The sequence below is a fragment of the Legionella steelei genome (assembly GCF_001468005.1).
Classification (GTDB): domain Bacteria; phylum Pseudomonadota; class Gammaproteobacteria; order Legionellales; family Legionellaceae; genus Legionella; species Legionella steelei.
In genome coordinates this window covers 845439-860444 of record NZ_LNYY01000021.1, presented here as the reverse complement: position 1 = coordinate 860444, position 15006 = coordinate 845439, and the positions used below count along the sequence as shown (strand labels likewise).

Here is a 15006-nt window from a genome sequence, read left to right as displayed (position 1 = left end):
GAGCCAGAATGGAAACAAGCTCCATACTTCGCGCAGTTATAATTTCAACTATACCAAATCAAAACGAATGCCTTGGGCTAAAGGTAATTCATTTCCCCAGTTTATCGTATTGGTTTGTCGACGCATGTATGCTTTCCAAGAGTCAGATCCAGATTCACGACCACCGCCTGTTTCTTTTTCTCCACCAAATGCACCGCCAATTTCAGCACCTGAAGTACCTATATTAATATTGGCTATACCACAATCACTTCCCCAAGCACTTAAAAAATGTTCTGCATTTTTTAAATTTTGGGTAAACATGGCTGAAGATAAACCCTGAGGTACATGATTTTGTAAAGCAATCGCCTCATCAATTGTTTGAAAAGGCATAACATATAAAATAGGCGCAAATGTTTCTTCTTGCACAATATCCCAATGATTTTTCACATCACATACTAAAGTAGGTTGTACAAAAAAGCCTGGTTGAGGCACTGTTTCACCACCAAAGACGATTCGTCCCCCTGCTTCTTTGATGCGAACGATTGCTCGATTAAATTGATCTACCGCTTGTTTATCAATCAGAGGCCCCATCAAATTCACCTTATCTAAAGGATCACCAATTGTTATTTGCTCATAGGCAAAACATAAACGCTCAACAACATAATCATACTTAGCATGGTGGACAAATAAGCGACGTGTAGAAGTGCATCGTTGTCCGGCTGTACCTACTGCTCCAAAAACAATCCCTGGAATTGCTAAATGGAAATCGGCGGACTCATCAAGAATTATCGCATTATTGCCCCCTAACTCTAAAATAGTCTTTCCTAATCGGGATGCAACTTTTGCAGCAACTTGCTTACCTACAGCTGTTGAACCAGTAAAAGAAATAAGAGGGATACGTTGATCATTAACAAGCGCTTCAACTACATCATGGTCAGATGGAATAACTAAACTAAATATTTCAGGACAATCATTCGCTCGTAACACATCATTGCAAATATGTTGCACTGCTACAGCACACAAAGGCGTCTTTGCTGAAGGTTTCCACACAGTGACGTTACCACAAATCGCAGCAAGAAAAGCATTCCAAGACCAAACTGCAACTGGGAAATTAAATGCTGAAATAACCCCGACAATGCCATATGGATGCCATTGCTCATACATTCTGTGCTGGGGACGCTCAGAATGCATTGTGTTACCATACAACATTCGTGATTGACCTACTGCAAAATCAGCTATATCAATCATTTCCTGAACTTCACCATCCCCTTCTTGCTTGGACTTACCCATTTCTAAAGAAACCAAACTACCTAAGGCATCTTTATGCTCACGTAAGGCTTGACCAATTTGTCTTATTATTTCACCTCTTTTAGGAGCAGGAACTTTTCTCCATTCATGGGCTGCATGCTGAGCACGAGTCATTACCTCTTCATAATCTTTCATAGTGCAGGTTGCTATTTCGGCAAGCTTTTCACCATTTGCAGGATTACAAGAGATTAATTTATGTTCATGAACTCCACTTTGCCAACCCTGACCACTATAGGCACCTGGATTAACTGCATGAATTTTCAAACGTTTTAATATGTCCATTCATTATCTCCATAGTAACCCGGGAACTCTACGAACCCGGGAACAGTAAACGACATTCCAGGTTACGCGTAGTAACGGCCAAAGCGATTTTCTAACACGGCAGACAAGTGGAATTTTTCCTGTAAGACCAGGCCTTTATATTCATTAGATTGCCCCAATACCAAATCCACCACAGCACAAACACCGGAGGCAGTACTGATTTGAATTGCAGACCATTCCAAACCACGAATTTCCGCAGGATAAATCTTTTTCACGTAATTTTTTTCCGTCAACTCACCACGCTTCATTCCTTCAACGGAAACATAAACAATAACAAGATCTTGATAAGTTTTGGGAATAGCGTTTTCCAAAATGCGTTTTAAAGTAGGCCTGTCTTGATTTAATCGCAAGTCGTTCATTAATAAGCGCATCTTTGAACAATGGCCTGGATAACGCATTGTTTTATAATTCATGGTTTGTACTTTACCCGCATGCATCTCCGCCAAACTTCCCAGTCCACCAGAGGTATTAAACGCTTCGTATTCACAACCATCAATTTGGATCGTTTCTAATCCTTCTAAAGGCGCCAAAGTGACTGCTTTTCCGTATTTAATTGCATAACAAGGGTTACCGTATTCATTGATCACCCCATCAGTAGACCAAGTTAATGAATATTGGAGTGCATTGTTTGCATTTTGCGGTAGTGCGCCTACACGTAATTTCACATGGTAGTTCTCTTCAAACTCCTGCATGAGACTATTTGCTGCGATACTGATAAATCCAGGAGCTAATCCACATTGAGGCACAAATGCAGTTTCTGCATCAAGAGCTATCGCCTTTACTGCTTCTGTAACTGCTGTATCTTCTGTGAGATCAAAATAATGTGCTTTTGCAGCTTTTGCAGCTTCAGCAACATAGGTATTTAAAAAATAAGGAAGGCTTGAGATAACAGCAACAATATTATGCTTTTCCATGTAAGCTTGAGTTGACTGTTTATCACATACATCTAAGGCTACTGTTTTAATTTGGGGTACCGCTTCCAACAGCCTTTTTACATCTGATCCATTAAAATCGATATCAACTAAATGGACCTGGTAAGAACCGCTGTCTGATAATAAACAAGCGATTAAGCTACCAATTTTCCCTGCACCAGTAATCATTACATTATACATTTAATCCCTCTCCATTATAAAACGCGATCATCCTACACAAAATATTAGGAATTGGATAGTGGCTGTTTACAATTCTACTACCTTGAAAAAATGCTGATTTTTTATGCATGCCACTATGTAAATATCAGGTGTATACTGCATTTAGGTGCTCTAAAACCCAGCATTCTGGTTCAATCTAACAATTTGTATACAACCCGAGTATTCGCTAATCTCATACCTAAAAAGTTCAAAATGCTTTTTTAAATCGAGTTATTCCAATTTTTGATCCATAATGTTGGGAACTGTTACATTTAATCTATTCTTGGATTTGGCAAAAGGAACTTGTCATGAATAAATCAAAAAAAAATCATCCAAAATCCGTTGAAAATATACGGAACCTCAGATCATCTGAGTCAGAACAAGGGGACTACGAAGGACTTAGTTTTGATAGATTATTCCACGCGACAATCAGTCAATTGAGCAACTGGACGTCGCCCGGAACACTCCTGATGTCTTTTGCAGATTGGTTAATCTATTTATATTTCTCACCGGCAAAACGAGCCGATTTAAATAAAAACGCACTCAAAAAACTTGGGCATTTATTACAATACATCCACCAACAAACCCAAGATAAATGTGCACCTTGTGTTGAGGTACGTCAAACAGATCATCGCTTCCAAAATGAGCTGTGGGCAAAGTTTCCATTCAATATCTATACCCAGTCATTTTTATTAACCGAAGAATGGTGGAACGATGCAACGACACATCTTCGTGGTGTTTCCAAACATCATGAAAATATTGTTAATTTTGTCACGCGCCAAGTTTTGGATATTTTTGCCCCCTCAAATGTTCCTGCAATGAACCCCGAAGTAATCACGACAACAATGAATGAAGGAGGCATGAATTTTATCAAAGGATGGAATAATTTTCTTGAAGACATTACTCGGGAACTGAATAACACCCCGCCTGCAGGCAGTGAAAAATATAAAGTTGGAGAGAATATTGCGGTAACTCCAGGAAAAGTTATTTACAGGAATCGTTTAATTGAACTTATCCAATACGAACCAACAACACCTACCGTTCATCCAGAGCCTATTTTGATCGTTCCTGCATGGATCATGAAGTATTACATACTTGATCTTTCGCCAAATAATTCCATGGTTAAATACTTAGTAGATAAAGGACATACCGTATTTATAATCTCCTGGAAAAACCCAACCTCTGAAGATAGAGACTTGGATTTTTCTGATTATGCACAACTTGGAGTGATGGATGCTTTAAAAACAATAAACCAAATTATTCCACAACAAAAAATTCATACTGTAGGCTATTGTATTGGAGGAACCTTATTAACTATGGTTGCTGCACAAATGGCCGCTAATAATGATAATCGATTAAAAACAATGACGCTGTTTGCCTCACAAACCGACTTTGAGGATGCCGGCGAACTGCAGCTATTTATTGACGAAAACCAGCTTACCTACATTGAAGACATCATGTGGGAAAAAGGTTATTTAGACGGATCGCAAATGGCCGGTGCATTTAGTATGTTACGGTCCATAGATTTGATTTGGTCGCGCGCTGTTTATGATTATTTGCTGGGCAAACGACAAACAGTAAATGATTTGATGGCATGGGATTATGATACCACAAGAATGCCCTATAAAATGCATAGTGAGTATTTGCGCCATTTGTTTTTAAACAATGACTTAGTTGAAGGACGTTTTAAGATTCTTAATAATAATATAAATCTTGCTGACATACAGCTCCCAATTTTTTCAGTAAGTACCATAAAGGATCACATTGCGCCATGGAAGTCCGTTTATAAAATTCATTACTTTACTGATAGCGAGATTACTTTTGTGTTAACTAACGCAGGCCATAATACTGGGATTGTTAATGTGCCCGGTGAGCCTGGACGAAGTTATCAAATACTAACTCATAAAAGAAATGAGAAACATTTGGCCCCTGACATTTGGTTAGAAAGAGCCCCTCACTTTAAAGATTCTTGGTGGCCCACATGGGAAAAATGGCTTGCAGATTACTCAGGCTCCAAAAAGAAACCACCTAAGCTAGGTAACCCTGAAAAAAATATAAGCGTAATTTGCGATGCTCCAGGGACTTATGTGCTGAAAAAATAAAATAACTTACTTGAGATGCATACTATTGAGTATCGTTCAATATACAGCAAATATGGCTTTTCATTGAACGATAAGGATTAATTGCTAAAATAACTCACTAATTCTTGACCTAAATAGAGGACTCCATTATCTTATCGTTTTATAATTTATTCATAACCCATGAAGCCAACCGCTTTAGCCAATCCTATTTCATTGAATTCCTCCATTCATCTTGGCTATATTAAATATTTTTTTGTGTTCATGGCAGGACTGATAGCGCCTTTTGGTTTTGCACCTTTTCACATACCAGGGTTGATACTTTTAAGTTTGGCATTTCTCTATTCAAGCCTCCAAAATTGCTCTAGAAAACAAGGTTTTTCTTTAGGATTTTTTTATGGGATGGGTTATTTTGGATTTGGGGTTTCTTGGGTCATAGTCAGTATCCATGACTATGGACAACTCAATTATTTTCTTGCCGGGTTAATTACATTAATTTTCATTATGTACCTTGCACTCTTCCCTGCTCTAGTAGCTTATCTATATAAATTACTAGAGTTCAAAAATCGCAAACTGGTGTCTTTAACTCTATTTTGTGTCTTATGGTGTTTGAGTGAATATTGTCGTGCTACATTATTTACTGGATTTCCCTGGCTATCAGTAGGCACACCACTCATTGATACACCAATAAAATACATCGCACCTATTCTAGGAGTTTATGGATTAAGTTTAGTATGTGTCCTTATTGCGGCATTACTCACTTTAGCCGTGACACAAAACTCAGCCAATCGTTACTATTATTTAATCACCATTGTACTGATTCTTATCGGCCCGATGTTGTGCAAAAACATTTCATGGTCACGAGTCAAAAAAGAACCAATTAGTATTGGTGCCGTACAAGCCAATTTATCCATGCGCGATAAATGGGATGAAGCCTTATTTTGGAACTTACTAAAATATTATGAAAACTCAATTAATAAACTTTTGGGAAAACAATTAATTATTTTGCCTGAGTCAGCCATACCGCTACCCGCAAGCTATTTGGATAAATATTTACTTAAACTGAATAACAAAGCATTAAAGGCAAAAAGTGCGCTTATGTTAGGTATTTTACAACCTACAAATGATTCAGAAACAAATTACTACAACTCAGTCATTACACTCGGGCAAGCAAAAGGGAAAAAACTCAAACGTCATCTAGTTCCTTTTGGAGAATACATTCCCAAACCTCTGGTGACGATTAATCATTGGTTGAACTTACCAGAACCTAATTTGTTGCCAGGAAAAAGAAAACAATCTCTAATTCGCATTGAAAACCATCCAATAGCAAGCCTCATTTGTTATGAGATTGCATATCCCAATATATTGCGTGAACAAATGCCCCAAGCCCAATGGATCGTTTCAATCAGTGACAATGGCTGGTTTGGGCATTCACTGGCTAGTTACCAACAATTACAAATGGCGCAAATTCTTTCTCTACTTACAGGGAGATATCAAGTAGTCGTTAATAACGATGGTCTATCATCAGTCATTGATGCCAATGGGGACATAATAGAAAGCCTTCCTCCTTTTAGTCCTGGCCTCCTAGAAAGCAGTGTCTTTCCGGCAGAAGGTTTGACCCCATGGATTATTTGGCATGAGTACCCATCCCTCATTTTTTGCACAATTTTCCTTGTTTTTATACTTTTTATTCAACTTCGTCGCTTATTCCGGTAATAATCTATTGCTGGCAGACACAAGAGGAGTTATCCTTAGCGATTTAGAGTCACTTAAAAAAATTGGACTATGGATAATACCTATATACCACAAGAAGTTGAGGAACAAGCTCAACAGTATTGGCATAAAAAACAATCATTTAATGTTTCAGAAGATTTAAACAGAGAGAAATTTTATTGTTTATCCATGTTCCCCTACCCAAGTGGAACATTACACATGGGGCATGTTCGCAACTATACCATTGGAGACGTTATTGCTCGTTATCAACGTGCTTTGGGCAAAAATGTGCTTCAACCAATAGGTTGGGATGCATTTGGTTTGCCCGCTGAAAATGCGGCCATCAAAAACGGAATTCCACCCGCTGAATGGACTAAAAAAAATATAGAGTCTATGAAAAAGCAATTTTTACGTCTAGGCAATGCTTATGATTGGAGACGTGAAATTTGTACTTGTGCACCTGAATATTATCGATGGGAACAGTGGTTTTTCATTCGCTTATTCGAGAAAGGTTTAGTCTACAAAAAAAATGCCGTAGTAAATTGGGATCCTGTAGATCAAACTGTTTTAGCAAATGAACAAGTCGTTGATGGGCGTGGCTGGCGCTCGGGTGCACTTGTTGAGCGCAAAGAAATTTCTCAATGGTTTATTAAAATTACTGCTTATGCGGATGAATTACTTAGCTCACTGGATACTTTGGACGAATGGCCCGCGCAAGTAAAACAAATGCAACGCAATTGGATTGGTCGTTCCACCGGTACTGAAATTCATTTTAACGTCAATAATTATCCTAAACGATTAAAAATATACACAACACGACCTGATACTTTAATGGGCGCAACCTATCTTGCAGTAGCAACAGATCACCCCATCGCTAAAGAAGCAGCAAGTAATCGTCAGGATGTCAAAGAATTTATTGACAGCTGTCAAGGCACCAAAATGGCTGAAGCAGAACTAGCTACCATGGAAAAACGAGGTGTAGCTACAGGCATGACAGCAATCCATCCCGTGACCGGCGAAGAGCTGCCTATATGGGTTGCAAATTTTGTACTCATGCAATACGGCTCAGGTGCTGTAATGTCAGTACCTGCACACGATCAAAGAGACTGGGAATTTGCACACAAATACCAATTACCTATTAAAGAAGTCATTAAGCCTGCAAATGACGTAAAACACGACTTCAATGCATCTGCCTACACTGGGGAAGGTACACTGATTCATTCAGGCCAGTTTGATGGATTAAGCTCTACTCAAGCAATAGAGACTATAACCAATTTCCTTGAAGAACACGAAGCAGGTAAAGCAACAATTAACTATAGGTTACGTGACTGGGGTGTATCGAGACAACGATACTGGGGTACTCCTATTCCCATGATTTTATGTGAACAATGTGGTACCGTGCCCGTTCCTGATGAAGAGCTCCCCGTAGTCCTTCCAGAAAACGTAATATTTACTGGAGCCGGCTCACCATTAGCTCAATGCCCAGAATTCGTCAATGTTAGCTGTCCGAAATGTGGCCAGGATGCAACTCGTGAAACAGATACGTTTGATACTTTTGTTGAATCCTCTTGGTATTATGCTCGTTTTGCATGTAAAGGGCAGGAAAATGCAATGCTTGATGACCGCGCAAAATATTGGACTCCTGTAGACCAATATGTTGGTGGTATTGAACATGCAGTAATGCATTTACTTTATGCCCGCTTTTTCCATAAATTAATGCGTGATGAAGGTTTAGTAAATTCAGACGAACCATTTAAAGCTCTATTAACACAAGGCATGGTTTTAAAAGACGGACATAAAATGTCAAAATCCGTAGGTAATGTTGTCGACCCCAATCATCTGATTGATACCTATGGTGCGGATACAGCCCGATTATTTGTTATGTTTGCGGCCCCTCCTGAACAATCTTTAGAATGGTCAGATGCAGCAGTAGAAGGTGCTCATCGCTTTCTAAAACGAATTTGGACTTTTGCTCATCAACATCAAAATATGTTCATGGAAGTAAATGATATCATTCTAAGTGGTAATGGACATGTGAACTGGCAACAAGCTGAAAGTCGTTTAAAGAAATCACGTCATGTTGTACATCAAATCCTTGCACAAGCAACTCACGATTATGATCGGAACCAGTTCAATACCGTGGTTTCAGGATGCATGAAACTGTTCAATGAAATATCTAATTACGCTATAGAAACGGAAGAAGATAAATTCTTTATTCATTCCAGCCTAAGTATCCTGTTGCGATTATTAGCGCCTATAACACCTCATATCGCACACCACATATGGCAACAATTAGGCTTTGAAAAAGCAATTATTGATGCTAATTGGCCGAGAGTAGATAAAGGTGCTTTAAAAACTGATGAAGTAGATTATGTGGTTCAGGTTAATGGAAAATTAAGAGCCCAATTTACCGCCAGTGTTGATGCTACAGAGGAAACTTTAGTTGCTGCAGCAAAACAACATGCCAAAGATTTTCTTGTCGATAAAACAGTAAAAAAAGCAATTGTTGTTGCACACAGACAATTGATCAATTTGGTTGTTGGCTAATGAAGGATTATTGCTCTGGCTCATCTAATGTCCCGTATCTGCTACAAAAAAAAGCTGCGGGACAGCAACAAACCCATTTATTTTCAATATTACGAGGTACCGTTTCTTTTTTGCTCATATTATTACTGTCAGCTTGTGGTTTTCATCTGCGAGGTGTAAGCAGTATACCTAGTTGGCTTAATAACGTGGCCATCATTTCTGAAAATAATGACAAGCAGTTTGTCTCAATATTAGAATCCCGGCTCGATGGAGCAAAAATTCAAGTTAACTCAGATCCTTCTCATGCACAATATTGGCTCATTGTGAATGAAGTGAGCCTACAACAACAGATTATCAGTGTGGGAGCAAGCACGAATCCCAGACAATATACTTTAACCCTCACTGTAGTATTTGCACTGAAAACACGTGCAGGTCAAGTTATAGGAGTTCCTGGTCAAATAAGTATTTCTCGTGAACTTACATTAAATAATGACCGAATCCTTGGCTCTAAAGACGAGGAAAGTATTTTAATTGGAGAAATGAAGCAAGATGCAGTAACCCAAATGATTTATCGACTGAGTCATTTGTCCCCTCCTCCACTAGAGAAAAAAAGATAGCTTAAAGAGGGAAAAGTAAGTAACTTAGGAGATATTGGCATACTAGTATCAATGGATACTAGATTACGTGCTTCTCTTCATCCAATCTTATATGAACACACTTAAGTTAAATTATCATGCAAATCAAACAACAATTACTTGCCCAGCACGTACAAAAAAAAATTGCGCCGCTCTATATGATTATCGGACAAGATAATTACTTGCTGGAAGATTCTTTAACTACCATAAAATCAGCAATAAAAAAAAATCATCATTATGATGAAAAAATCATATCCATCCAATCAGTAGAAGATTGGAATACTGTAAAAGAAGAAGCAAACAGTTATTCTTTATTTTCAGAGATAGTACTCTTAAATATTTTTTATGATAAAAAATCAATCGATGCTACTGGAAAAAAGATTTTAACTGAATACCTTGGCTCGATAAATTCACGCTGTTTTATTGTTATTCGAGCACCCAACATACCGGCAAGGCAATTGCAATGGTTGTCTTCACAGGAGCATGCCGCGCTTATTTTGGCCTATCCACTTAATTCGGATGCAATCATCAGTTGGATCGCTGCACAGTTAAAGAAAAACTCGATGAGCTATGATCCGCAAGTTCCCAATTTAATTCATCAATACACCCAAGGGAATATGTTGGCTTGCTCTCAAGTCATTGAAAAAATAGCTTTATCCTCAACCTCTGGCTGTAAAGTAGATACGCAAGAAGTATTAGAGCACTTATCCAATCAATGTGATCATGATCTTTTTGAATTAATAGATGCCTGCTTGCTAGGCCAAGGAGATAAAACGATTCAGATTTTACGTCATGCTGCAAATAATAAGACTGAAGCAACACTAGTCTTGTGGATGATCAGTCAAGAAATAAGATTAATTATGCAATTGCTCTATTTAATGGAGCAACAAGTAAATTTTCAGACTGCGTGTAACCAGTTAAAAATTTGGCCTCAACGTGTTAACCTTTATAAAATATGTTGTAACCGACTCAATAAAGCCACCTTACAACACTTACATCGATACTGTTATTCTATTGATGAACGGATTAAATCGAATCTAAATACTCAAGTATGGGGCGCCTTAGAAAATGCAGCTCTTTCACTATGTTTGGGGAATTTAATAGGTGACGCATGCACAGCATAGCTATTTTTGGCGGTACATTTGATCCCATACACAATGGTCATTTACAAACCAGTATAACAATACAAACACATTTTAAATTTGATTCTTATATTTTTCTTCCTTGCAAAACACCAACGATAAAGCCTCCTACGCTTGCCAGCAATGAACAGAGAGTAGAAATGGTCAAGCTGGCAATAAAGAACATACCAGACTTTAAGATCGATTTACGCGAGATAGAGCGTAACACTCCATCCTATATGGCTGAAACATTAAAAAGTTTCCGAATGGAATATCCTAACTCATCCATAACATTAATTATTGGGTATGATGCTTTTCTCTCACTACCTCAATGGTATCAATGGGAAAAAATTATTACTTTAGCTAATTTGTTGGTAATCAATAGAGATGAGTTCCACAATCATTCCCTTCCAGAAACAATGAACAATTTTTTAGAAAAATATAAAATTAAGAGTAAAATTGAACTCTTAAGCACTCAGGCTGGATGTATTTTTTTATTTAATGCAGGTACTTACGAAATTTCATCCACTTCAGTTCGTGAAGAAATAAAAAAGGGAGCTGATGTAAAAAACAAGCTCCCATATATTGTCTATGAATACATTAAGTCTCAGGGACTATATCAATCAGTTTAAAAGATTCGTTGACTGATACTGTTTGTTTTGCTTTATTAATAATTCCCGGTAAGTACCCCGAAACCCAGTTTATGACCGGTAGTAGCTGATTATAAACTCTGGAACCTTGCACATATTGAGTATATGGCAAAGAAGTCATACTGAGTACTGAGAAGACCAGGGAAATAATAAAAACTCCACGAGCGAAACCAAAAAAGCCGCCTAAGACTTTATCCATAGCCCCTAGGCCACTTCCCCTTAAAAAGAGGCCGAGTATCGCATTGGCAATACCACCAGTAATTAAAACGCCCAGAACAACAATAACAAAACCCGCTATGCTACGAGCCGTCGGATCTTGAATATAAGGTTGCAGATAAGGGCTAAGAGCGCCCGAGTAGTGGTAACCAGCCCATACAGCTAATATCCATACTCCTAAGGCAATAAACTCTTTAATAAATCCCCGGAGCAAACCAGTAATAGTGGATAGCCCTATTACTATGACTAAAATGATATCAATCCATTGATATTGCATTAGCTAACTCCGGTATTGACTACAAAACCATTCAACTGCATGGCGCTTGCCAATTGAGTTTTTAATTTCATCACATCACTTTTAACCGGTGAATGACCTGCATAAACCTTATAAATAGTACCTTGTCTTCCAGCGATTTTGGTATAACTTGCTTTATAACCTTTGCTGTGTAATTTATTAACCAAAGCTTGGGCATTAGTCAACTTTGAAAATGAAGCCAGTTGCACAGCATAAATATCCTTTTTATTCAAACTTCGTATTGTAGATACATTTGCCTTGGCTACATTTGGCTTGCTTATCGGCTTCGCTTTTACTTGAGCAATCGCTTGAACTGGTTTAGCCACAGTTTTGGCTTGTTTTTTTACAACGTTATTTGCAGCATTACTTAGAGCCAACTCAATTGGTTTTGCTATTGCGTCAACTTTAGGCGCTGACACTACCTTAGCAACAGGGACAGCTGCATCCACAACTGCATTATCAGCTACCTGAATGGATTGAATAAAATCTTCCTTACCAAGATCAGAATTTTTCTGTTTCAAATCAGGAGTGTCAATCTTAGCTACTTTTATAGTTTTAAACATCTCCTTCTCATTAGTCATCACTACATTAGGAGTTGTTGGTTTGGGAGGTAACTGCACGTTGACACTAAAATTATTTTCAAGACGTTGACTCGACTTTTTCATCATCGCAGGTAGGAAAATTGCTCCTAATGATAAAACAACAGCCACACCAACTAAACGATGCTTTAGCTTCTCATCAATTACTAATTTCATTGAATCTCCTATTAGCCATAACATGGCTCACAGTAAAAAAAGACCCGTAAATAACAATTAAGTCACCAGGTTTAGCTTGTTTCAATGCAGTTTCAAAAGCTACAAGTGGATTATTATAACAAATTTCCACAGGAATTTCTGCATCCTTAAAAAATGTAAGCAAGCAATCTGCAGTAGCAGCACGTTTGCCATCCAATTGTGCAGGATACCAACAATCGACGCAATCTTTTAATGGCAAAATCAAACCCAAAATATCTTTATCTTTTAAAGCAGAAAATACCGCATGTACTTTTGCTTTTTGCAATCTGTGTAAAGTATCAGCGAGCAGCTTTACTGATTGAGGATTATGAGATACATCAAATAATATACTTACTGTGTCCTCATGTAATTGCAAACGACCTGGAATAAAAATACGCTGCATTGCAGTTTGAAAATGAGTATGCGCCACCGGTAGCACATCCGCTAATAACAGACATGCAGTAATTGCTGCAGCTGCTGACTTCAATTGTATTGAAGGTTTAGGCAATCCAGAAACTGAAGTAAGTGTAAGCTGTTCGTTGTAATGGAGACTCCAGACAGAGTCTTGCTCCTGAATCACAAACCCCTGCCCGTAAAAATAAGCAGGTGCAGAAAGTTGCATTGCAGCGTTAGTGATTGACGAGGGCGGATTAATATCAGCATAAATAAAAGGCTTTCCAGGACGGAGAATCCCTGCTTTCTCATAACCAATCGCATCAAGCGTAGTACCTAAATAGTCCTGATGATCAAAATCAATCGTAGTAATTATAGATAATTCTGCATCAACAATATTAGTAGCATCCAAGCGCCCGCCCAGTCCCACTTCAAGAATAATAATATCTAAGTCCATTTTTTTGAAATACCACAATGCGGCCAAAGTAGTCATTTCAAAATAAGTCAGGGAGGTTTTTTCGCGCGCTGCATCAATAATACTAAAAGCCTGGCATAAATCATCATCAGCAATAGGAGATAAATTCACACGAATACGTTCATTAAACTGAATAAGATGTGGTGAAGTGTAAGCACCTACCTTATATCCCGCAACATGATAAATCGTTTCAAGAGAAGTTACGGTTGAACCTTTTCCATTAGTGCCAGCAACCGTAATCACTGGACAATCTGGATGATGTAAGCCTAATTTTTTCGCAACTTCCGAGATACGAGTCAAACCAAGCTGTATTTCTTGAGTATTTCTAGTTTCTAAATCATGTAACCATTCATCAAGAGACTTCTTTTGATTCGCAACTGAAGAGGAAAACTGCTGCGTCGATTCGTTGCCCAAATCCTCATGTACTGTAGCGTACATTCCGTCTTTGCGCTCCGCATCGTCTTGTGCTTCGCTCTCTTCAGTGCGTTTTGTAAGTGGGTTAATAGGATGCGGTTTTGACAACTGAATCCCCTGAGCCTTTACGCGTTAATTTAGATATCAACTCTGCAACAACTGGGCGGATATCTTTGCGTTCGAGAATCATGTCAATATGTCCATGTTCCAATAAAAACTCACTTCGCTGAAAGCCTTCGGGTAAGGTTTGTCTTACCGTTTGCTCAATAACTCTTGGACCAGCAAAACCAATTAATGCATTCGGTTCAGCAATAATTACGTCACCAAGGCTTGCAAAGCTTGCAGAAACACCACCCATTGTTGGATCAGTTAGAACAACAATAAAGGGCATTCCTGTCTTTGCAAATTTTGCAAGAGCTGCAGAAGTTTTAGCCATTTGCATTAAGGAAAACAATCCTTCTTGCATACGTGCACCACCACTCGCAGTAAAACAAATATATGGACGTTGTTCTTTTGTCGCAGTTTCAACTGCCCGAACAAATTTCTCCCCCACTGTCGCTCCCATGGAGCCACCCATGAAATTGAATTCAAAAGAACCAACAACCACAGGCTGCTGCAACAAAGTTCCTTTGACAATAACCAAAGCCTCTTTCTCGCCAGTTGCTTTTTGAGCTTGTGAAATTCTGTCTTTATATTTTTTTGAATCTCTAAACTTTAATCGGTCTTGGGGTTCTAATGATGCAGCGATCTCTTCTTGACCACCTTCATCAAGAAATTGCTGAATTCGAACACGCGCTGATATCCTGTGATGAAAATTACAGGATGGGCAGACCATTAAATTTCTTTCTAATTCAGTACTGTAAAGAACTTCATTACACCCTAAACATTTAAGCCATAAACCTTCAGGAACTCCCTTTTTTTGGGAAGAATCAGTACTTACTCTCGAAGGCAATAGTTTTTTAAACCAACTCATAATTGG

The 15006-nt window shown here is 38.4% G+C and carries 12 protein-coding genes; 6 read left to right on the top strand and 6 right to left on the bottom strand.

Annotation, left to right across the window (positions count from 1 at the left end; translation table 11 throughout):
* Positions 1 to 48 precede the first annotated feature (48 nt).
* Entirely contained in the window at positions 49 to 1569 is a 1521-nt protein-coding gene (gene amaB / locus Lste_RS18325; RefSeq protein WP_058512413.1) for an L-piperidine-6-carboxylate dehydrogenase, read from the bottom strand.
* Positions 1570 to 1631: 62 nt separating this feature from the next.
* Positions 1632 to 2720, bottom strand: coding sequence for a saccharopine dehydrogenase family protein (locus Lste_RS18320; RefSeq protein ID WP_058512412.1), 1089 nt, complete (start codon positions 2718 to 2720; stop codon positions 1632 to 1634).
* Between the two features lie 326 nt (positions 2721 to 3046).
* Between Lste_RS18320 and Lste_RS18315 the strand changes: the two genes are divergently transcribed.
* The 6 genes from Lste_RS18315 (at position 3047) to nadD (ending at position 11443) form a co-directional block, all read left to right on the top strand.
* Positions 3047 to 4840: a PHA/PHB synthase family protein gene (locus tag Lste_RS18315; RefSeq protein ID WP_058512411.1), complete on the top strand. Its 1794-nt coding sequence runs from the start codon at positions 3047 to 3049 to the stop codon at positions 4838 to 4840.
* A 159-nt stretch (positions 4841 to 4999) separates the two neighbouring features.
* Positions 5000 to 6532 carry an apolipoprotein N-acyltransferase gene (gene lnt / locus Lste_RS18310; RefSeq protein ID WP_058512410.1) on the top strand — a complete coding sequence of 511 codons (1533 nt, stop codon included), beginning with the start codon at positions 5000 to 5002 and terminating at the stop codon, positions 6530 to 6532.
* A 69-nt stretch (positions 6533 to 6601) separates the two neighbouring features.
* Positions 6602 to 9076, top strand: a complete 2475-nt coding sequence (leuS, locus tag Lste_RS18305) for a leucine--tRNA ligase (RefSeq protein WP_058512409.1) — start codon at positions 6602 to 6604, stop codon at positions 9074 to 9076.
* The gene (locus Lste_RS18300) at positions 9076 to 9672 is read left to right on the top strand and encodes an LPS-assembly lipoprotein LptE (RefSeq protein ID WP_058512408.1); all 597 of its coding nucleotides are present in this window, start codon (positions 9076 to 9078) and stop codon (positions 9670 to 9672) included. The genes leuS and Lste_RS18300 overlap by 1 nt, the downstream gene beginning before the upstream one ends.
* Positions 9673 to 9788: 116 nt before the next feature.
* Positions 9789 to 10814, top strand: coding sequence for a DNA polymerase III subunit delta (holA, locus tag Lste_RS18295; protein WP_058512407.1), 1026 nt, complete (start codon positions 9789 to 9791; stop codon positions 10812 to 10814).
* Positions 10802 to 11443: a nicotinate-nucleotide adenylyltransferase gene (gene nadD / locus Lste_RS18290; RefSeq protein WP_058512406.1), complete on the top strand. Its 642-nt coding sequence runs from the start codon at positions 10802 to 10804 to the stop codon at positions 11441 to 11443. The genes holA and nadD overlap by 13 nt, the downstream gene beginning before the upstream one ends.
* On the opposite strand, the gene Lste_RS18285 is transcribed toward nadD, so the two are convergent.
* From Lste_RS18285 to accD, 4 genes are read right to left on the bottom strand one after another with little or no spacing between them, the layout of a single operon-like run.
* Positions 11412 to 11954: a CvpA family protein gene (locus tag Lste_RS18285; protein WP_058512405.1), complete on the bottom strand. Its 543-nt coding sequence runs from the start codon at positions 11952 to 11954 to the stop codon at positions 11412 to 11414. The genes nadD and Lste_RS18285 overlap by 32 nt on opposite strands.
* Entirely contained in the window at positions 11954 to 12727 is a 774-nt protein-coding gene (locus Lste_RS18280) for an SPOR domain-containing protein (RefSeq protein ID WP_058512404.1), read from the bottom strand. The genes Lste_RS18285 and Lste_RS18280 overlap by 1 nt, the downstream gene beginning before the upstream one ends.
* Positions 12711 to 14135, bottom strand: coding sequence for a bifunctional tetrahydrofolate synthase/dihydrofolate synthase (gene folC, locus Lste_RS18275; RefSeq protein ID WP_237760527.1), 1425 nt, complete (start codon positions 14133 to 14135; stop codon positions 12711 to 12713). Before folC ends, Lste_RS18280 begins: the two co-directional genes overlap by 17 nt.
* Positions 14113 to 15000, bottom strand: a complete 888-nt coding sequence (accD, locus tag Lste_RS18270) for an acetyl-CoA carboxylase, carboxyltransferase subunit beta (RefSeq protein ID WP_058512403.1) — start codon at positions 14998 to 15000, stop codon at positions 14113 to 14115. The genes folC and accD overlap by 23 nt, the downstream gene beginning before the upstream one ends.
* Positions 15001 to 15006: the final 6 nt, after the last annotated feature.